The organism is Planctomycetota bacterium, assembly GCA_039182125.1.
Lineage (GTDB): Bacteria > Planctomycetota > Phycisphaerae > Tepidisphaerales > Tepidisphaeraceae > JBCDCH01.
In genome coordinates this window covers 14969-35108 of sequence record JBCDCH010000013.1, presented here as the reverse complement: position 1 = coordinate 35108, position 20140 = coordinate 14969, and the positions used below count along the sequence as shown (strand labels likewise).

Genomic DNA, 20140 nt, shown 5'->3' with positions numbered 1-20140 from the left:
TGTCCGGGTCTGTGTACGTAGAAGCCCGAATAATGTTCGAAGCTACCCCACGGATGGGGGTCGTCAACGTGCGTTTTGTCGGGTCAAACTCGACGAAACGACGCGACCGTGGCGCGGCACGCACACACCACAGACGACACGACCGGCATGCCGTTTCTTTCTTTTCCTTTTCTTTCGGTTCTCGCCCCGCGTTACACCCAGATGCCGACGGCTCGCTTGAGCGCTTTGACCTCGGCGGGGGTGAGCAGGCGAGATTCGCCAGGCTTGAGCTTGTCGAGTTTGATCGGGCCGAAGCGGATGCGTTGGAGCTTGCGGACCTTGTGGTCGAACTTGGCCAGAGCGCGGCGGATCTGTCGGTTGCGGCCGCCCTTGAGCGTGAGGTCGAGAATGCTCCGATCACGCCCGCGTCGATGAATCTTCGCCGAGTGCACCTTCGCGACGTAGTGCTTCCCGTCGCGGTCGGCGAGGCGCACGCCCTGCTCGAGTTCGGAAAGGATCTTGGCGTCGACGAGTCCGTCGCAGACGACTCGGTAGACCTTGGGCACGCCGAACTTGGGATGCGTGAGTTTTTGCGTGAGCGGGCCGTCGTCGGTGAGCAGGAGCAGGCCGGTCGATTCGGCGTCGAGCCGGCCGACGGGGTAGACACGTTTGCGAAAGCCCGGCGGCAACAGATCGATCGCGAGGCGCTGCGGGCCCAGCGCGGTCTGTTGGCCCACGTTGGTGCAGACGTAGCCGGTCGGTTTGTGCATCAGCACGTAGACGCGTCGGCGTTTGGTCCCGCCGAGCTTCACCGGCTCGCCGTCGACGTCGACCGTGTCGGTCTCGGGATCGACCATGACCGGTAGCTCGCGCACGACCTGCCCGTTGTGGCGCACACGCCCTTCAAGCACCATCGCCTCGACGGCACGCCGCGAAGCGATGCCGGCATTGGCGAGGAGTTTTTGGATGCGCTCGGCGGGCATGGGGGACAGCGTAGGTTGGCGAGTGATCCACGAGCGTCAGGCGAGAACGAGATCGTCGCGGTGAATAACTTCGTCGTAGTTCGCCGGCGGGTCGAGGCGGGCCAGGTCGCTGGTGCGTTTGCCGGCGATGCGGGGGATGTCGGGGGCGTCGTAGCGGATGAGGCCGCGGGCGATGGCGTGGCCGGTGGGGTCGTGGACGGCGACGATGTCGCCGCGTTTGAAGTCGCCCTTGGCGGAGACGACGCCGATGGGCAGGAGGGAGGCATCGCCGCCTTGAAGTGCCTTGGCCGCGCCGGCGTCGACGGTGATGGAGCCGACCGGCCGCGCGGTGCCGATCCACAGGCTGCGGCCGGTGCGGCGGACGTTGATCGGCTTGAAGACGGTGCCGACGACCTCGCCGGCGAACAGGTCGGTCAGCACACGATCGCGCCGGCCGTCGGCGATCGCCATCCACGCCCCGGCCCCGCAAACGATGCCCGCCGCGTCGAGCTTGCTGGCCATCCCTCCACGACCGTCGGTGCTCTTGTCCATCACGACATGCCGACGCGCCGCCGGCAGGTCGGCGACCGTGTCGATCACCGCCCCGCCGGCGAGCAGGCCCGGCGCGGTGCTCAGCAGCACCAACGCGTCGGCATGTAGGGCGGCACTGATCACCGCGGCCAGGCCGTCGTTGTCACCGAAGCTCGTCAGCTCCTCGGTGCCGATCGTGTCGTTCTCGTTGACGATCGGCACGGCGTTCATCTCGTGCAACGCCCGCAAACAGTCGCGAAGATTGAGAAACCGGCGGCGATGGTCGGCGTCGTCGCGGGTGAGCAGGAGCTGGCCGACAGGCAGGTCGAACTCGGCGAAGGCGGCAGCCCAAACGTCCATGAGCCGACGCTGCCCGATCGCCGCGACGGCCTGCAGGCGGGCCAGGTCGGTCGGCCGCGCGATCCCCAACGCCGCCCGCCCCGCCAGCACCGCGCCACTACTGATGAGCGTCACCGTCTTGCCTGCGGTCCGCAGGGCCACGATCTGGCTCGCCAGGCAGCGCAAAACTTGCGCGTCGATCCCCCCGCCGTCGCCCAGCACGGCCGAGCCGACCTTGATCACGATCGAGCGGGATTGGGCAAACACGGTGCGTGGCACGGGAGCACCATACGACACGCACGGTCGCGCGGTCGGCCAGACCGCCGTTCTTGCCCCGAAAACGCCACTTTGCCACGAAATGTTAAAATGGATAATGCTTTTCAACCCGCTTTGGCGATGAACTTGGTGTCGAAGTTACCCATCTTCACCAAACAAGCCAAACCCACACGGACCCACCCATGGACGACTACGCCACCAGCATGACCGACTCGAAGTTCTACGAAGCCTACCTGCGGGCCCTGATCACCGGTGACCGCAAGGCCGGCCGCGACGCCGTCGCCGACGCCCTCGACTCGGGTATCGACGCACGCACCTACCTCACCGAGATCTGCTACGCCGCCATGGAGCACGTCCGCAGCCTCTACAAGGACGACAAGCTCACCGTCGTCCAGATGGGCCTGGCCACCCGGCTCAACCGCTCGCTGGTCGACCGCCTCGCCGGCGAACTCGAGCACATGCCCGCCAACGGCAAGAAGGCCCTGATCTTCTGCGGCAACGACGAGCCCGAGGAGCTGGGTGGGCAGATCTGTGCCGAGCTCTTCGAGGCCGACGGCTGGGACGTCATGTTCGTCGGCGGCGACGTGCCCAACGACGAGATCCTCGAAATGGTCGGCAACCACCGCCCGGACCTGCTCATCCACTTCGCCACCCTCCCCCAGCAGCTGCCCAACGTGCGGGCGCTGATCGACTATCTGCGGGACGTGAACAGCTGCCCGGGCATGCAGGTGATGTGCTGCGGCGGTGTGTTCAAGCGGGCCGAGGGGCTTGCCGAGGAGATCGGTGCCGATCTCTGGGCCGACAGCGCCGCCGCGGCGGTCACCGTCGCCGAGGCCAACCCGCACCGCAAGGCCAGTGTCGAACAGCAAACCGTCGGCAAGATGCGCCGCGTCCGCAAGCAGGCGGCGAAGCGCGAGAAGCTGGCGGCATAGCGGAAAGTCGGAGTGCGGAAGTCGGAAGGCGGGATGAAGAGCGAGCCACGGAAGGCCTGCTTCATTCCGCTTTCCGCTTTCCGCTTTCCGCATTCCGCCTTTCTGCAACCGCCTGTCGCGCCAGATATCGGACGTTGACCCTGCCCGTCGCGCTCGGCGAAACTTTCCAGCGTGACGGGCTGCTTCGTGCGCATCCTCATCGTTCTTGCAGCGCTCGGGCTGGGCGTGGTCGGCATCGCGGCCAACGTCCAGCGGCCCGACTCGGTGCGTGTGGTGCGGATGACCGTGACGGCGTACTGCCCGTGCAGCGTCTGCTGCGGCGAGCACGCCGACGGGATCACCGCCAGCGGCAAGCCCGTCACCCACAACGCCGGCCGATTCGTCGCCGCCGACACCGAGCACTTCCCCATGGGCACGATGCTCCGCGTCCCCGGCTACGCCAACGACGACCCCGTCCCCGTCCTCGACCGCGGCGGCGCCATCAAGGGCACGAAGTTGGACGTCTTCTTCGCCGACCACGAAACCGCGAAAGCCTGGGGCAAGCGCTCGCTCCGCGTCGAAGTGTGGGAGTGATGTGTAGCGGTGCGACGAAGTCGCCCGTGCCGCGGGGACCTTCGCACCACGGGCAACTTCGTCGCACCCGCTAAACAAATGCCGATACCATGTCATGATGAACGGCGACGACCTGCTGGCCACGGTGGAGGTGTTCGACGACTTCGACGTCGCCGACGAAGCGACCCGGCGCGAGAACTGGGCGCTCACGCCCTTGCAGCGTCTCGCGATCGCCGTGAAACTGCAGGAACGTGTCTACGGCCGAGACGCCATTCTTGCCCGATCACCTCGATCTCTTGAGGTTCTTCCACAACCGTGGGGTCAAGTACCTGCTGATCGGCGGTCATGCGGTGATCTATCAAGGTCTGACGCGGACGATCGGTGATTTGTGTGTCTCCAATAGTGCGTTGCCAAAAGTTCACGGCCCACCAAGCATCTTACTCGCTCAGAAGTTTTTGAGATCCCTCGTCAGCGACGAGTGGCAGAAACTTAACCCAACCGCCCAATCTGGTCGCGGATGCTGCGGTACGAACTAGTTCGCATCCTCTGGACACAACCTTCCATACCTCGAAACCAGCATCGCCATTTTCGTCGGCTTCTTTTCGAGAGTTCTCGTCCAATGCAATAATTCCTGCCGCCTGCTCCAACGCTTGTGCCATCCCATCTAGCCCAGTAATAGAGTAGTCGACGATCGCAAGATCGATTTGTGCAAGCATCTTTACTAATGCTGTTTTGGTCGAGCTACTTAGCGAGGATCTGATGACTAGTTCCCGCACAGTGTGGATTTGAGCCCGAAGCTCAACTAGATCATCGGCAGCAATCCTGTCTATTGGCGACTCGCGGTCGATCGCATCCGCACAATGTTCTAATCCATCAAGCATCGCCTCGTTAATGCTGCCGCGAAGTCCCTCCCATCCGGCGTCTGGATTCAACCGCTTGAACAGGTCCGTCACTCGTTCGTGACGCTTCAACAACCGATCAGGATTTGCGTTCTCGAGCGCCCGAACATCTTCTTGGACCTTGATCTGAAGGCTGAAAAGTTGAGCCAAGACCTTTAAGACCCCGAGCTCGTCCGTTGCTTGTTGTGGAAAGACCTCCGAGAGCATGTCTGAGACGTTTCGAGCACGAGACTTTTGGGCGCTTTCAAGAATGCTCAAAAGTCGAGCAGCCGAGTTGTCTTTATCGTAGTCCATCTGCGAATGTTAGGCATTGCCTATTGGCATACTCACTTTCCCACTTTCTCCGCGAATGCCTTGATCGCGGGACTCTTTTCCGCCGGTTGCCACCAAGGCTCGCCCGTCGCCCAGGCGACGGCTTCGTCGATGTCGTCGGTGAGGCGGTAGAGGTCCGTGTCGACGTCGTTGATGTAGCCGCCGGGGGCGAGGGTTCCCTTGATCCAGTCCAGCAGGCCGCTCCAGTAGCCTTTGTCGAAGAGGATCATCGGGAACGGCTCGATCTTCATGGTTTGCATCAGGGTGGCGGTTTCGAAGAACTCGTCCATGGTGCCGAAGCCGCCGGGGAAGCAGATGAAGGCGCTGCTGTGCTTCACGAACATCACTTTGCGGGCGTAGAAGTAATTGAAGTCGATGGAGATGGTCTGGTAGGGATTACCGCTTTGCTCGTGGGGGAGTTTGATGTTGAGGCCGACGGAGGTGCCGCCGGCTTCGAAGGCACCTTTGTTGCCGGCTTCCATGATGCCGGGGCCGCCGCCGGTGATGACGGCGTGGCCGCAACTGACCAGCTTCGCGGCACACTCGACGGCCTGCTGGTACTCGGGGTGATCCGGCTTGGTGCGGGCCGAGCCGAAGATGCTCGTGGCCCGGGGTAGTTCGGCGAGGGTTTCGAAGCCCTCGACGAACTCGGACATGATCTTGAACACGCGCCAGGCGTCGCCGCGCTCGGGGCCGAGCGTGCCGGAGTCGACGGGCCGACCGGTGGCCGGGCCGATCGAGCAGTAGGACGGGAGTTCGGAGGGCTTTAACGGCGCGACGTTGGATTGGTCCATCCGGGGAACCTACCGCAGGCAGACCCACGGGTGAACCCGTGGGCTTTACCGATCAATGAACCAACGGATGCGCGCGAGGGATGATGCCGTCTTCCTCGGCGTAGCGGTGGTAGAGCTCGATCGCTTCGAGTTGTCTTTCGCCGACCTCGTAGTGGAGGTGCTGCGTGAGATAGCGGTGGGCGATGCCGGGCGGCCAACCGCGGGGGATGGCGTGCTTCTTGATCAGCTCGTCGACCATGCCCAGACCGCGTGTCCGGCAGTCGGCGAGGGTTTCGATGATGTCGCCGAGTTCAACGCCGGCCCGAGCGGTCCAGCAGGCGAAGACGAACGGGAGCCCGGTGAGCTGCTTCCACGCGGCTCCGAGATCGAGTTGATGCTCAAACCCGACCGGCTCTTCACAGACGACCTTGTCGCCGATGAGCAACCGAGCCTCGCCGGGGGCACCGGTGACGGCGTGGAGCGGGGCGAGTTCGGGCACCCGGCCGTGCAGCCGCTTCATCACGATCCGGGCCAGGGCGACCGACGTGTGGCTATCCGGGTCACAGCAGAGGCGGTCGATCCGGTCCAGCGGCGTCTGGCTGAAGATCCGCACCGTCAGCGTGGCCCCGTCGCAGCCGATGCCGCCGCCGGTGGGCAGGAGCGTCGCCCCCTCGATCCGCTGGTAGTCGATCACCGGCAACAACGCGATGTCGGCGGTTTCGTCCTGCAAACGACGCAGGAGTTTGCTCGGCACGTCCAGCGCGAGGTCGACATCGTCACGCTCACCGAGCCCCGCGATGAGCGGCTTGGCGTTGAAGTAGTTGACCGACGCGACGCGGATCGTCGCCGGTGGTGCCGTCGCGCCTGTCGATATCGGACCTGCATTGGAAGAAATCGTGGCGGACGGCATGGGTCAATCTAGCCCATCGGTTACATGCGGGCCGTTGATTTGGCTGAAAACGCGGATCGCTGACGCGCTCGCGAAAGTCACGCACAGGCTTTACCAAACGCTAACACATGGAAATGTCGCCGACGCGTAAGGTGCCGCCGAACCGCGAGGAATTGGGGATGAAAGCATCCCCTTTCGCGGCTTGTGCAATCACTTTCGGAGAACCACCCATGAATATCCTTCGCAACCTTCGCCGCAAGGCGACCACGATCGCGGCAGCCGGTGCCGTCGTGGCCCTCGGTGCCACCGTCGTCACCGCTCAGGTGACCGTCGACGAATCCCTGCCGACCTACGAGCCCACCAGCGGCGTCAGCGGCAACATCAAGTCCGTCGGCTCCGACACGCTCAACAACCTCATGACCCTCTGGGCCGAGGAGTTCAAGAGCCTCTACCCGCAGGCCGACGTCGAGATCGAGGGCAAGGGTTCCTCGACCGCCCCGCCGGCGTTGATCTCCGGCACCTCGCAGTTGGGTCCGATGAGCCGGGCGATGAAGGCTGGTGAGGTCGAGAAGTTCACCGAGGAGTTCGGCTACGCCCCGACCCCGATCCGCACCGCCGTCGACGCCTTGGCTGTCTTTGTCCACAAGGACAACCCGATCGACAACCTCACCCTCGAGCAGGTCGAGCAGGTCTTCTCCGTCAACGGTCCGGACAACGTGACCTGGGGCGACCTGGGCGCGACCGGCGAGTGGGCCGACAAGCCCGTGAGCCTCTACGGCCGCAACTCCGCCTCGGGCACCTACGGCTTCTTCAAGTCCGCCGCCCTGGGCAAGGCCGACTACAAGGCCACCGTCAAGGAACAACCCGGTAGCTCCGCCGTCGTGCAGGGCATCGCCTCCGACAAGTTCGGCATCGGCTACAGCGGCATCGGCTACCTGACCGCCGACGTCAAGGCCGTCGCCATCGACGGCGTCGCAGCCAACGCCGACAACGCCTACTCGGGCGACTACCCGCTGGCCCGCTTCCTCTACGTCTACGTCAACGTACCGCCGAACCAGTCGCCGACCCCGATCGTCAAGGAGTTCCTGACGATGGTGCTCAGCAAGCAGGGCCAGCAGGTCGTGCTCAAGGACGGCTACTACCCGATCACCAACGTGATCGCCCAGGAAGATCTCGCCAAGCTCGGCGGCTAATCCCGTCGGCTTGTGCCAAGGTCCTCGGGGGGAAATGCAATCCACACGCGTCGGTGGCGGTTGAACCCGTCGCCGACGTTTTGCCGCAACGGATTGGGGCTTGAAGTTTGACCGACGGAATTGCTGCCGTCAGACTCCCGGACCGCAACTCGACCATCGTGCCCGACAACCCACCGCCGAGCAGCCAAGGTTCCGACCCCGACGCGCCGACCAACACCGGTGGTGGCCAACCGGCGCGCTCGTTCACGGGCCGCAAGCGCCGCCACACCACGCCGGCCTCGATCAAGATCGCCGACAGCGTCTCCAAGTGGGTCATCACCGTCGGCGGCCTCTCCGTCATCGGCGCGCTGGCCCTGATCTTGTTGTTCCTCGCGTCGGTGGTGGTGCCGCTCTTCGGTTCGGCCGAGCTCAATCCGACGACCGTCGCCGAGATCGACGCCGATAAAGCCGCGCCCGTCGCGGTGCGGGTCGATGAGAACGTCGTCTCGTTCTGGATCATCGACGAAGCCGGCGCGCTCTCGACCTTCCGCACGCAGGAAGCGGAGCTGATCGAAACGCGAAGGATCTCCGACGTGCCGGTGACGGCCGTGAGCGTTAAGCGCAGCAACGTCGCGATCGGCCGAGAAGACGGAACGGTCTTGCTCGGCTCGGTGCCGTTCGGCGTCAGTTTCCCGGCGGGTGTGCCCGATGCACTCGAAGGGCTCAACCCTGGTGACACGGCGATCTTCGAAGGCGGCGTCGCCGAGCTCATCCCCGGCAACCGCATTCGCGTCACCACGCCCAACGTCACCTTTGGCGAGCCCGTCGCGATCGGTAAAGCCGCCGGCGACCCCAGCCCGATCAAGCTTCTGGACTATCTCGTCGAGGACGACGAAGCAGCCGGCGGCGACGAGGCGTTGGTCGTGCTCCGCGAAGACGGTCGACTTTTCTACGAAAAGGTCACGCAGAAGCGGAACCTGATGACCAACAAGGTCACCAAGTCGCTCTCGGAGTTCGAGTTGCCGATGGATCAGGCGCCGACGGGCGTCGAGCCGGTCGGCGTGTTCATGCAGTCGCGTGGCCGGGGCGTTTACCTCGTCTACGAGGACGGCCAAACGCTGCGGTTCGACACGACCGATCCGGAGAACGCCCGGGTCGTCGAGGTCGCCGACCTGCTGCCCGAGACCGATCGCACCATTACCGCCGCCCGCATGCTCATCGGCGACGTCACGCTGATCGTCGGTGACTCGGCAGGCGGCGTGTCGGGCTGGTTCGCGACCAACTATCCCGAAGGCACGCCCGACGACGAGATGAACCCAGACGACTTGCACATGGTGCAAGCACACACGTTCGCCGAGCTCGACGCCGCCGTCACGGCGTTCAGCCCCAGCGAGCGCGACCGCCAGTTCCTCGTCGGCGACGCGCTGGGCAACATCACTTTGTTCTACATGACCACCAGCAGCCTCGAAGGCACGACCCGCCTGGCTGCCGAGGGGGCGATCGACCTGGCCACGCTTTCGCCGCGGGCCGACGCCGCCCTGACCATCACCGACACCGGCGCGCTCGCCGCCTTCGACATCGCCAACGACTACCCCGGCGACCACCTCGCGGCCCTCTTCACCCCGATCCATTACGAAGGCTATCCCGGCAAGGATTTCCAGTGGCAGTCCGGTGGCGGCACCGACGACGCGGAACCGAAAGTCAGCTTCGTTCCGCTCATTTTCGGCACGCTCAAGGCCACGCTCTACGCGATGCTCTTCGCGGTGCCGATTGCCATCCTCGGGGCGATTTACACGTCGGAGTTCATGGACCCGCGGGCCAAGGCGGTCGTGAAGCCGACGATCGAGATGATGGCGGGCCTGCCCTCGGTGGTGCTCGGATTCATCGGTGGGTTGGTGCTCGCTCCGATCTTCGAGGACATCATCCCCGGCGCGCTGCTCACGTTCGTATGCGTCCCGGCGGGGGTGTTCATGTTCGGCTGGCTCTGGCAACTGCTCCCGCCGGACGTGGTCCGGCCGCTGCCCAAGTGGGTGCCGTTCATCGTGATGATCGGCGCGGTGCTCGTGACGTTCGGCGCGGCGCTGCTGGTCGCGCCCCTGCTCGAAACGATCCTGTACGGCGGTGACATCAAGGCCTGGCTCAACCGACGCACCGGCACGGGCTTCTGGGGCACCACCGCCGGCTGGATCGGCCTGCTCACGCCCTTGCTACTCATCGGCGTGGTCTTCGTGTTCAACACCTTCATCCGACCCCGGCTCAACGCCTACAACACCGACGATCGCAAGAAGATCGCTGGGGTCGACGGCATTCGGCTGATCGTGTCGCTCGGCGTGGCGATCCTGCTCGCCACCGCGATCGGCGGAGCCTTCACGAGCGTCGGCCTAGACCTACGCGGCGACTGGTCGCTCGGGCTCATCGACTGGTCGCCGGCCGGCACGTACATCACACGCAACTCGGTGATCATCGGCATCATGATGGGCTTTGCCGTGATCCCCATCATCTACACGATCTCCGAGGATGCGCTCAGCAGCGTGCCCAACACCCTCCGCTCGGCCGCGCTAGGCGCGGGCGCGACGCCGTGGCAGACGGCAATCCGCGTGGTGCTGCCGGTGGGGATCAGCGGCATCTTCTCGGCGTGCATGATCGGTCTGGGACGTGCGGTCGGCGAGACGATGATCGTGCTGATGGCATACGGCAACACGCCGATCCTCGACGGCAACATCTTTAACGGCGGCCGAACGATGGCCGCGAACATCGCCGTCGAAATGCCCGAAGCGCCGCAAGGCGAGACGCTCTACCGCTATCTCTTCGCCAGCGCGTTGATCCTCTTCGCCATGACGTTCGTGATCAACACGATCGCGGAAGTCGTCCGCAATCACTTCCGCAAACGGGCCCTGCAGCTCTAGAGACGATGTCCGAACCCAACGAGCCAAACGACATCGACTACGCCGACCCGGCCACCGCCGACGTCGCGCCCCAACGCCGCAAGCGGCGTACTTCGCTCGTCTCGCGTGGTCAGCCGATGGTCTGGCTCACCGGCGGGTGTGTCGCGGTCGCGCTGCTGATGACCGTGACGCTGCTCGGGTTTGTGCTGCTGCAGGGTCTGGGCACGTTCTGGCCCCAGCCGGTCGTGCAGGTCTCCACGACCGACGGCGACACGCTGCTGGGCATCCCGTCACGCGCGGTCGACAAGGCCGACGGCACCGGGCAGGAAATCCTCTACCGCGTCGGCAACTTCGACGTCACCGGCGAGCGGTTCAAGTACGTCCGCGAAGACGCCATCGCCGAGACCAACGAACCCGAATGGGCGCTGACCGTCGAGCGGCTCGAGAACGGCATCGCGATCGGCTACCTCGACGCGATCATCCACGACGGCGTCCGCACCGAGGGCCGGGCCGAAGCCTGGGCGAAGTTCCAGGAGCTTTACCCCCAGGCCCGCGCGATTTTCGCGAAACTCAAGGAACTCGAAGAATACGAGATCGGCGGGCTCGCCGACGAGGAAGAAGTCGTTCGCCTCAAACTCAGGAGCGTCGAGCTCGAACACGGCGAGGGCTCGACCGAGTATCGCCAGGCCGTCGCCGACGCACAGCCGGCGCTCGAAGAGATGGCCGCGCGGTTCACCGAACTCAACGCCGAGCGCCGCGAACTCGAGGACGAACTGGCCAAGTTCCGCATGGAGATGCGGACCGAAGCCGGCGTGATCGTCCCGAACGATCCGCTCTATCCCGACGAGCCGATGATGCTCCACCGCGTCGTGCGAGCCTTCCCTGCCAACCAGTTGGGCACGCTCGACAAGGTCGGCATCTACTTCGGCCGGTGGTGGGAGTACCTCACCGACGTGCCCCGCGAAGCCAACAGCGAGGGCGGGATCTGGCCGGCCATCGTCGGCACCGTGATGCTCACGTTCATCATGATCCTCGTGGTGCTGCCCATCGGCGTCATCGCGGCGATCTACCTCCGCGAGTACGCCAGGCAGGGCCTGATCGTCAGTGTCATCCGCATCTGTGTGAACAACCTCGCCGGCGTGCCGAGCATCGTCTACGGCGTCTTCGGGCTCGGGTTTTTCTGCTACACCGTCGGCAAGTGGATCGACGGCGGCCCCGAGCACGCCGGCTTCGGTCACGCGAGCGCCGGCGGTTGGTGGGCGGGTATCGGCGTGGCGATCCTCCTCGTCGCCGCGGCGGTCGTCGTCGGCATCCTCGGCGGACGCATGGGCAAGTCCGACAAGGTCGGCGGCGAATGGCAGACCCGCGCGCTCGGCTTCGCGACCTTCTTCCTCTGGGCGGGCGCGGTCGTCACCCTCGGCTGGCTCTTGGCGACCATCCCGTTCTTCGACGGCTTCCACCGCGCCAAGCTCCCCGACCCGACCGTCGGCAAGTCGGCGATGATCTGGGCGTCGCTCACCCTCGCGCTGCTGACCCTGCCGGTGATCATCGTCTCGACCGAGGAAGCCCTCGCGGCCGTGCCCAACTCGATGCGCGAAGGCTCCTACGCCTGTGGCGCTTCCAAGTGGCAGACTATCCGACGCATCGTGCTGCCCCGCGCGCTGCCGGGCATCATGACCGGGATGATCCTTGCCATAGCCCGGGGCACCGGTGAGGTCGCGCCGCTCATGCTCGTGGGCGCGGTCAAGCTCGCGCCGGAGCTGCCCGTCGCGGCGGACTTCCCGTACTTCGGCACCAACCGTTCGTTCATGCACCTGGGCTTTCACGTCTTCGACCTGGGCTTCCAGTCACCCGACTCCGAGGCCGCCCGCCCGCTGCTGTTCACGACCGTGCTCGTGCTCATCGCCATCGTCGTGTTCCTGAACATCACGGCGATCTTTATCCGCTCACGACTCCGCCGAGCCTTCGCCGGCGGGGCGTTCTGATTCACTTTTTCCGGACCAAGTCATGCTGACCGACACGCAAACAACGACCGACGGCTCCACCGGCGACGACGTGCAGTTGCGTCCGCCGCAAAAGCAGGCCGGGCAATTGCAGGCGGCCGTCGACGCCGGCGGCAACTTCCCCGCGCACATCCACCCCGAACTCGCCACGGAAACGCCCGTCGTCGACGTGAAGGACTTCAACCTGTTCTACGGCACCAAGCAGGCGCTGTGGGACATCAACATGTCGATCCCGCACGGCAAGGTCACCGCGCTGATCGGCCCGTCGGGCTGCGGCAAGTCGACCCTGCTCCGCTGCGTCAACCGCATGAACGATCTGATCGACTCGGTTCGCATCGAGGGCGACATGACGATCAACGGCGACTCCATCTACTCACGCAGCGTCGATGTCATCGAGCTTCGCAAACGCATGGGCATGGTCTTCCAGAAGTCCAACCCATTCCCGATGAGCATTTTCGAGAATGTCGTGTTCAGCCTGCGTGTCGACGGCGAGCGTCGCAAGGGCGTGCTGGAGGAAACCTGTGAAAAGGCGCTACGCGGGGCAGCGCTTTGGGACGAGGTGAAGGACCGGCTCAAGGAATCGGCGCTTGGCCTTTCCGGTGGTCAGCAGCAACGCCTGTGCATCGCCCGCGCCATCGCCGCCGAGCCGGAGGTGTTGCTCATGGACGAACCGTGCAGCGCGCTCGACCCCATCGCCACCGGCAAGATCGAAGACCTCATCGCCGAACTCCGCGGCACCTACACCGTGCTGATCGTCACCCACAACATGCAACAGGCGACCCGCACCAGCGACTACACGGCGTTCATGTACCTTGGCCGGCTCGTCGAATATGGGCCGACCTCGACGCTCTTCCAAACCCCGGCCCTCGCCGAAACCGAGGCGTACGTCACCGGCCGGTTCGGCTGATCCGTCTGGCCGTCCGGCTTTGACCCCGGATCGCTTCGCGATTCGAAGGCGCCCCATGCGCGATGCACTCGATGACCAACTCGCGGGCCTGCTCACCTGCCTGCTCAAGATGGGCGGGCTGGCCGAGCGGATGATCGGCAACGCCCGTGACGCGTTGCTGGATCGGGACGAAGGAAAGCGAGCGACCGTCTTCGCGGCCGAAGAAGACATGGACCGACTTCAGTCCTGCGTCGACCACGAGGCTGTTCTGACGATCATCAAGCAACAGCCAGTCGCGTCGGACGTGCGGCTCACGTTCGCGCTGAGCCGGGCGGCAAGCAATCTCGAACGCGTCGGCGATTGCACGGTGAACATCTGCCAGGCCGTCCCGTTCATCTTCGAGCAGGACGTTCGCCCGCCCGCCGAGATGCGTGACCTCTTCGACTTGGTCAAGCAGGCCGTCACCGACGCGCTCGAAGCGTTGATCAGTCGGGACGTCGCGCTGGCCCAACGCGTGGTCGCATCGGACGAGACGATCAACGAACGACGCGACGGAATTTTCCGCGAGCTGCTCCGTCAGATCATGGCCGACCCGTCCACGGCCAGCTCTTCGATGTCGCTGGTGCTGGTGAGCCGAAATCTCGAACGTATCGGCGATCACGCAACGAACATCGCCGAAGACGTGATCTACATGGTCCGCGGCGACGACGTCCGTCATGCGGGCGAGCAAAACGACGCGTGCTGATCGTGCTTACTTCTTCGCCCCGACGCTGAACTTGCCGAACTCCTCGCTTAGCGCGGCCCGCATGGTTTCGAGCTTCTCGGCCAACTCGGCGCGGCGCGTTTGCAGTTCTTCGATCTGCGTCTCCTGATCGTTGAGCTTGTCCATCAGACGCTGGTGGTAGGCGCTGTTGCGGTCGACGGTCCGCATGTTTTGACGGATGCGGTCCTGCTCCTGGGTGATGTCACGAATCTGTTGTTCGGCCTCGGCGATGTCACGCTCGACGGCGACGACTTCGCGTTTGCGTTCGGCGATCTTCTTGAGCGCTTCGCGGACGTTGTCGTCGATCGTGCCGGTGTTGGCGTAAACGAGAATCTGCCGCGGGTCCATGTCGAGGATGGCGAAGCGCTGGTCGTAGGTGCGGCGTTGCGTGACGTCGAACTCGGTCGTGCCGTCGCCGGCGATGTCGACGCGGAAGCGGTACTGCTGCTCGGTCGTCTCGAACGGTTCGGCCGTCTCGTGCAACTCCCACGGCTTGTTCCGCGGATGCTCGACAACGATGAGCTTCTCGTCGTCGGTCTTGTTGTCGAACGTGTAGGTCCACTTGCTCTGGCCGAGCCGCTCGACGATGAGGACGCCGTCGTCGATCTTCGCCGAAAGCAGCGTGTCGCGGTTGGACGACTGCTCGACATCGGCGACGACGTTGAGGTCGATGCCGTAGGAGATCAGACGCGACTGACCGGGCGGGAGATTGTCGACCTGCGCGTCGCCCTGGTACGCGCCGCTGCCGGTGTAGACGGTCATCGGCCCGGCGAGCAGGTGCTTGTCGGTCGTGTTGGTCAGCCACGCGCCGTTGAGCGGATGGCGCGGCATGACGGTGCTGTTGTAAATGCTCACCGCCTCGGCCTCGACCGGGTCGGTCACGACGGGGATCATCGCGCTGGACTGGCGCGCGAGGCTGACGCTGCCGACGGTGTACTGGAAGAGCTCACCGATGTCGGAGCCGGAGGCGATCGTCGCGACGCCTTGAGTTGGGTTGAAGCCGCCACCGAAGTATGCCTCGGCCTCGGCGGCTTGCGGCACGCCCAGGTCCTCGGCAAGCTCTCCGCGTCTCCGAGCGAGTTGGCGTCCGAGTGCTTCGTTCGCCTCACGCTGCGACAGCAACAGCCGACTCCCATCGCCGGCGACCGCGTTGCCCACCGCCAGCCCACCCTCGTATCGCTGGGGCCGCAGAGACGCGTACAACTCCGGCACCACCACCGGACGCGGCACGTACAACGGCTCGTACAAATCCTGCACGAACGAGATCGGCCGACCGCTCACCAGCGACAGCTGCACGTTCTCCCAATCAAAGTCGGTCTGGTTCTCCACGATCGCCCAGCCCTGCAGATCCGCGTCCTTGTCCTGACCCATGACCAGGCGGTAGCTCGTCTTCCATACCGGCGTCTCGACGACGTACCCGAACTGCACGCGCCGCTCGCCGTCGCCGGTGAATGAGATCGTCACCGGCTTCTTGTTCGTGTCACGCGCACCGGCCAGTGCGGCCAGCGCGCGGCCGAGTTCTTCCTGGAGCTTCGCGTCGCTCAGTTCGATCCCGCGTACCTGATCGAGCGGAACGGCCATCAGCCCGGTCCCCGTGAAGAGATTCAGCACGTCGACCTCAACCGACTCCCCGCCCTCGACGGGTTTGTCCTTGGTCTCGATGCCGATGATGGTTCCCTCGGCGGTGCGATCGCCCACCAGCACGACGACCTGTGCCCCGCGCAGCTGCTCGAGCAGGTCGGACATGTCCGGGCTGCCGGAGAGGTCCACCTGAAACGACGCGAGCGTCTTGCTTAGCGGATCGCGCGACGGGTAGGAGACGGTGCCGATGCTGCCGCCGTCGAGATCCTGAAGCACGAGCGACTTGAGAATGTCGTTGATCTGCTCGGAGCGAAAACGCAGCGTCGCTTCGGCGTCGCCGTCAACGGTGCCGGCGTGGCGGAACATGCCCACGCCCGAGGAGAACAACGTCACCGCCTGGACCTCGACGTTGGTCTCGGCGGCGGCTTCCGCGATGGCGGCCTGCTCGGCGTTCTGGGCGAACGTCACGGCCGACAAAGCGGCAGCGGCGGCGAAGGTCAATGCGGTGGCGATCGGTTTCATGGGGCGTCCTTGGTTGGGTCGGTCTCAATCCTAACGACGACGAAGACGCGTCACAGTTGCAGTTCTTAAACGGATTTGTGCTTGGTGTTTCGTGTTTGGTGTTTTGCACTCACGAAAGCGCACAGCTGCGTTGCTCCGCAACGCGGTTGGCTACGCTGTGCGTCTTGAAAGCCGCCTGGCCCATCGTGAAGTGGTTGCTGCTGGCGCTCACGCTCGGGCTGGTCGGCTGGGCGCTCGCCGGTCCGATCAAGACGCTGCTGGCCGACCCGCCGAGCGTGGACTGGCGGTGGGTCCCGGCAAGCACCGCCGCGGCGGCGTGTGTATTCCTGGCACAACTTGTCGCATACCGCGCGCTGCTCCACGGGCTCGGGCACGAACTCTCTTGGCGGGCGACGGCGCAGTGCGTGTGGGTGCCGATCCTGGGCAAGTACGTCCCCGGCAAGGTCTGGGCGATCGGGACGGCCGCGACGCTGCTGCGTAGCCACGGCGTACCCGTTGCGGTGGCGCTCTCGTGCTATCTGATCCTCGACGGACTGGCGGTGATGTTCGGCCTGCTCTTTGGCGGCTGGCTTCTGCCGGAACAACAGATCGTCGCGGTCGTCGTCGTCATCGCGGCGATCGTCGTGCTGCACCCGGCGGTCTTCGGCCAACTCATCGCGCTGGGCCTTCGGCTCACGAAGAAGCCGCCGCTCGAACGGCCGCTGCGGTTCAAGGATTACTTCGCCCCCGCGCTCTCGGCGATCGCGCAATGGGTCTTCTACGGACTGAGCACGCTGCTGATGCTCAACGCCCTGACCAACGTCGGCGTCGAGGCACTACCCCGCTGCATCGCGACGGCCGCGCTGGCCCAAACCATCGGCTACCTTGCCTTGTTCGCCCCCGGCGGCCTCGGCGTCCGCGAAGGCATCTACGCCTTGGGCCTGAGCACGGTCGTAAGCCCCGAACTCGCGGCGGCGGTCGCCCTGCTCATGCGCGCCCAGAGCATCATCGTCGAAGCCGGCGCGGCACTGACAGGCCTCGCCCTGGGCCGACGCGCTGCCGTGTAGCGGTGCGACGAAATCGCCCGTGGGGCGTGCGGCTTGGGCGACTTCGTCGCACCGCTACACGGCGGAGTTGGGCACCTCGTCCCGCGTCACGTTCCGCGCTCCGCACTTGCTGCACGGCGTGGCGTCCTCGTGCTCGCCGCAGAACCAGCAGGGCAAGGGGGTGTCACGGTTGAGATACTTCCGTAGCAGGCGTCGGTGATGCCAGCGCGAATGTGTCCACGGGAGCACGATGACCACGACGAGCGTTGCCACGGCCACGACGGCCGATGACCAACTCGGCGCAAAAACCAGTAAGCCGCAGACAATTGGCACCGAAACAATCGCCAGGAGAAACAACACCAAGCGTGTGCCACCGTCGATGTCGATGGCGTTGCGTCCCTCGATGTGCGAACGAATGCCCTCGGCGACCGTGGGATGGAACGGCTCAAGCTTGACGTGGAAGTAGTTCGTGCGCGATAGCTTCGTGGCCAGCATCAGCGCGTCGGTCGCCACCGCACCGACCGGCGGGATGTACACCGGTGACCCGCACTCCGGGCAGCGCTCGCTTGTGATCTGCCGCAGGTCGTAATCGCAAACACTGCACGCCGACGGTCGGCCCACCGCAGACGACAACCGAGCCTGCAATCTTTGCGCGAGCCCTCGGTTCTGCTGCGCTCCCCAGTAGATCCAGCCCACCGCCAGAAGGAAGATCAACAGAAATGTGGGGTAGATTCCGATGATCGGGCGAAGCAAGAACCAGCCCAAGACGATGCCCCAGACTTGCGCCATCCCGACAAGGAAATATGGCAGCGCCGGCCACATCGATCGCTCGCGCTGGGTCCGCACGATCTCCCGAAAGTGGGCCTCGATCACCGCGTCCGGCACCCCCGCCCCGCGATCGGGAAGGTGTCGACGAATCGAGTCATCGAACAAACGCTGACGCATGATAACTCCGAGAACGCCCACGCCTTCAGGCGTGGGTCGGCTTTCGTGACCGAGTGCAGACCCACGGGTGAACCCGTGGGCGTTGGCTGGTGATCCTCACCCAAACAAACTCATCTGCCCGTCGACTTCGTCCTCCACCTGCCCGAAGTTGCTTTCGCTTTCGTAGACCTTCGCCACGCGCTCGAGCGTGTCGGCGTCTTCGATGTTCTTGTCATGGCGGATGCGTTTGATGCGGGGGAAGCGCAGGGCGTAGCCGCTATTGTGGCGGTCGCTTCTCTGCACCTGGTCCATGGCGATCTCCATGACGACCTGCGGCTTCACCTGATATACCCGCCCGTTGAAGTCGGTGGCGATCTCCTTGAACAGCGTCGTCAGCTCGGCGATCTCAGCGTCGGTGACGCCGCTGTAGGCCTTGCCGAGCGTGAGCAGTTCGCTCGCGCCGGGCTCGCCGGCCCAGACGGCGAAGGTGTAATCGCTGAGCACGTCGCGGCGTTTGCCGTGGCCGTGCTCGGCGGCGACGACGACGCAGTCGAGCGTGGGCAGGTGCGTCTTCAACTTCAGCCACGCACCGCCGCGGCGACCAGGGGTGTAAGAGCTGCTGGGGTCCTTGAGGATCAAGCCCTCGTTGCGGGCGGCACGGGCTTCGAGGAAGGCGGCTTCGATCTCGTCGGCGGTGCGTGTCGGCATCTGCCGCGCGAGCAGGAACGGTCCGGTCGCCTCCTCACCGAGCGTCGTCGCGCCGCACTGTTTGGCCAGGTCCTCCAGCACCGCCCGCCGCTCGGTCAGCGGCGCGTCCATCAACAGCACGCCGTCGCGGTAGAGGATGTCGAACGCGACGAACACGCACGGATGTTTCTGCAGAATACTCGCGGTGAGTTGCTTGCGACCCAGGCGTTTCTGGATGCTCGAGAACGGCAACACGACGCCGCGCTTGTAGGGGAGGATCTCCCCGTCGAGCAAAAAGGACCCTGACACCTTTTGCAGTTGGTCGACGACGTCGGGGAAGCTCGCGTCGGTGCGGTCGAGAGTGCGGGTGTAGATGTGGAGGCGTTCCCCGTCCCCAGTTTCATCCTTGTGTACTTGGCCACGGATGCCGTCGAGTTTGTCGTCGGTGTGGAAGCCGGCCTCGGGCATTTTCTCGGCGGCAAGTTCGGCCGTCTCCACCGGCGTGGCGAGCATGAACTGGATCGGGTGGAAGAGTGTGAACTCCGCCTCGGCGAGCGTGTCGGCCTTGGCCCGAAGCACCACCGCATCCAGCGCGCCGATCAGCAGCGCCGCCCGGCGGACGTCCGCCTCGTCCCGCTCGAACGCCTCGGCGATTGCGGCGAGCAGGTTACCGTCGCGCACGCCGGTGCGCAGGTCGCCCATGACGATCTTGCCGAGGTACGCCGCCTCGCGGTCGTTGTTGCAGCGGCGGAGCACCGCCGCGAGCATGTGGCGTTTTTCCTCGGCGTTGCCGGTCGCGGCAAGGTCCTCAAACAGATGCTCCAGGTCCGCGAGCACCAGCGGGTCGCCGTCGCGCTGCTGCCAAACCGACGCGAGGGCTTCGCCGACTTCACCGTTGCGGATGACTGCCAGCCGCCAGGCCGATCGGTCGAGCCCGAGCACCGACACCGCGACGTCGCCGAAGGTCCGCCCGCTCACGCCGACGACGCGTTCGTCGGTCTCGGCGAACGCCCGCCCCCCAGCGAACCGCACCGCCCTTGCCAGATCGTCCTCCCCGAGCGTTCGGAAATACCCGGCCAATGCGGATTGCTTCTCCAGCTTCTTCGTCGTCGCCGCGGCAGCGTCGTTAGCCACGGCAAACGCGGATAACGTGTCGGCGGATACGTCGGGCGCGGGACTCGGCACGCCGCGATGTTATGGGGTCGCGTTCCGGAGGAACCCGGTCGCGCTCGGGCGGACATCGCGCTG

At 65.1% G+C, this 20140-nt stretch carries 17 protein-coding genes; 9 read left to right on the top strand and 8 right to left on the bottom strand.

Translation table 11 applies throughout. The features are described 5' to 3' along the window. Positions 1-191: 191 nt before the first annotated feature. Both AAGD32_05190 and proB read right to left on the bottom strand, forming a co-directional pair. Positions 192-962: a pseudouridine synthase gene (locus AAGD32_05190; protein ID MEM8873636.1), complete on the bottom strand. Its 771-nt coding sequence runs from the start codon at positions 960-962 to the stop codon at positions 192-194. A gap of 36 nt (positions 963-998) precedes the next feature. Next, positions 999-2090 (bottom strand): glutamate 5-kinase, encoded by a 1092-nt coding sequence (gene proB, locus AAGD32_05185; protein ID MEM8873635.1) that lies wholly within the window; start codon positions 2088-2090, stop codon positions 999-1001. 179 nt (positions 2091-2269) lie between these two features. Here proB and AAGD32_05180 point away from each other — a divergent pair, with 179 nt between their 5' ends. The 3 genes from AAGD32_05180 to AAGD32_05170 all read left to right on the top strand — a co-directional run bounded on the left by AAGD32_05180 (position 2270) and on the right by AAGD32_05170 (position 3956). Next, positions 2270-3019: a B12-binding domain-containing protein gene (locus AAGD32_05180; protein MEM8873634.1), complete on the top strand. Its 750-nt coding sequence runs from the start codon at positions 2270-2272 to the stop codon at positions 3017-3019. 186 nt (positions 3020-3205) lie between these two features. Next, a complete protein-coding gene (locus AAGD32_05175) occupies positions 3206-3592 on the top strand; it encodes a 3D domain-containing protein (protein ID MEM8873633.1) in 387 nt (128 codons plus the stop codon). Positions 3593-3689: 97 nt separating this feature from the next. After that, positions 3690-3956 carry a hypothetical protein gene (locus tag AAGD32_05170; protein MEM8873632.1) on the top strand — a complete coding sequence of 89 codons (267 nt, stop codon included), beginning with the start codon at positions 3690-3692 and terminating at the stop codon, positions 3954-3956. Between the two features lie 52 nt (positions 3957-4008). Here the strand turns inward: AAGD32_05170 and AAGD32_05165 are convergent, their stop codons facing one another. The 3 genes from AAGD32_05165 to AAGD32_05155 are packed head-to-tail and all read right to left on the bottom strand — an operon-like array spanning position 4009 to position 6465. Beyond that, complete coding sequence (locus AAGD32_05165; GenBank protein MEM8873631.1) at positions 4009-4764, bottom strand: hypothetical protein; 756 nt, start codon at positions 4762-4764, stop codon at positions 4009-4011. A 32-nt stretch (positions 4765-4796) separates the two neighbouring features. After that, complete coding sequence (locus AAGD32_05160) at positions 4797-5576, bottom strand: TIGR00730 family Rossman fold protein (GenBank protein MEM8873630.1); 780 nt, start codon at positions 5574-5576, stop codon at positions 4797-4799. A 52-nt stretch (positions 5577-5628) separates the two neighbouring features. Continuing rightward, on the bottom strand, positions 5629-6465 hold the full coding sequence (locus AAGD32_05155) for a menaquinone biosynthesis protein (GenBank protein MEM8873629.1): 837 nt from the start codon (positions 6463-6465) through the stop codon (positions 5629-5631). A gap of 209 nt (positions 6466-6674) precedes the next feature. Here AAGD32_05155 and AAGD32_05150 point away from each other — a divergent pair, with 209 nt between their 5' ends. The 5 genes from AAGD32_05150 (at position 6675) to phoU (ending at position 14135) form a co-directional block, all read left to right on the top strand. After that, positions 6675-7637 carry a phosphate ABC transporter substrate-binding protein gene (locus AAGD32_05150; GenBank protein MEM8873628.1) on the top strand — a complete coding sequence of 321 codons (963 nt, stop codon included), beginning with the start codon at positions 6675-6677 and terminating at the stop codon, positions 7635-7637. A 107-nt stretch (positions 7638-7744) separates the two neighbouring features. Then, on the top strand, positions 7745-10522 hold the full coding sequence (locus AAGD32_05145) for a hypothetical protein (protein MEM8873627.1): 2778 nt from the start codon (positions 7745-7747) through the stop codon (positions 10520-10522). Positions 10523-10527: 5 nt separating this feature from the next. Then, complete coding sequence (locus AAGD32_05140; GenBank protein MEM8873626.1) at positions 10528-12486, top strand: ABC transporter permease subunit; 1959 nt, start codon at positions 10528-10530, stop codon at positions 12484-12486. A gap of 22 nt (positions 12487-12508) precedes the next feature. Further along, positions 12509-13411 (top strand): phosphate ABC transporter ATP-binding protein PstB, encoded by a 903-nt coding sequence (pstB, locus tag AAGD32_05135; protein ID MEM8873625.1) that lies wholly within the window; start codon positions 12509-12511, stop codon positions 13409-13411. 55 nt (positions 13412-13466) lie between these two features. Beyond that, entirely contained in the window at positions 13467-14135 is a 669-nt protein-coding gene (gene phoU, locus AAGD32_05130) for a phosphate signaling complex protein PhoU (GenBank protein MEM8873624.1), read from the top strand. Between the two features lie 6 nt (positions 14136-14141). Here the strand turns inward: phoU and AAGD32_05125 are convergent, their stop codons facing one another. Next, on the bottom strand, positions 14142-16256 hold the full coding sequence (locus tag AAGD32_05125) for a hypothetical protein (protein ID MEM8873623.1): 2115 nt from the start codon (positions 16254-16256) through the stop codon (positions 14142-14144). Between the two features lie 164 nt (positions 16257-16420). Between AAGD32_05125 and AAGD32_05120 the strand changes: the two genes are divergently transcribed. After that, complete coding sequence (locus AAGD32_05120) at positions 16421-17302, top strand: lysylphosphatidylglycerol synthase domain-containing protein (GenBank protein ID MEM8873622.1); 882 nt, start codon at positions 16421-16423, stop codon at positions 17300-17302. Between the two features lie 54 nt (positions 17303-17356). Here AAGD32_05120 and AAGD32_05115 read toward each other — a convergent pair whose 3' ends face one another. Next, a complete protein-coding gene (locus AAGD32_05115) occupies positions 17357-18226 on the bottom strand; it encodes a hypothetical protein (protein ID MEM8873621.1) in 870 nt (289 codons plus the stop codon). A gap of 96 nt (positions 18227-18322) precedes the next feature. Continuing rightward, on the bottom strand, positions 18323-20077 hold the full coding sequence (locus AAGD32_05110; GenBank protein MEM8873620.1) for an ATP-dependent DNA ligase: 1755 nt from the start codon (positions 20075-20077) through the stop codon (positions 18323-18325). Between the last annotated feature and the right edge of the window lie 63 nt (positions 20078-20140).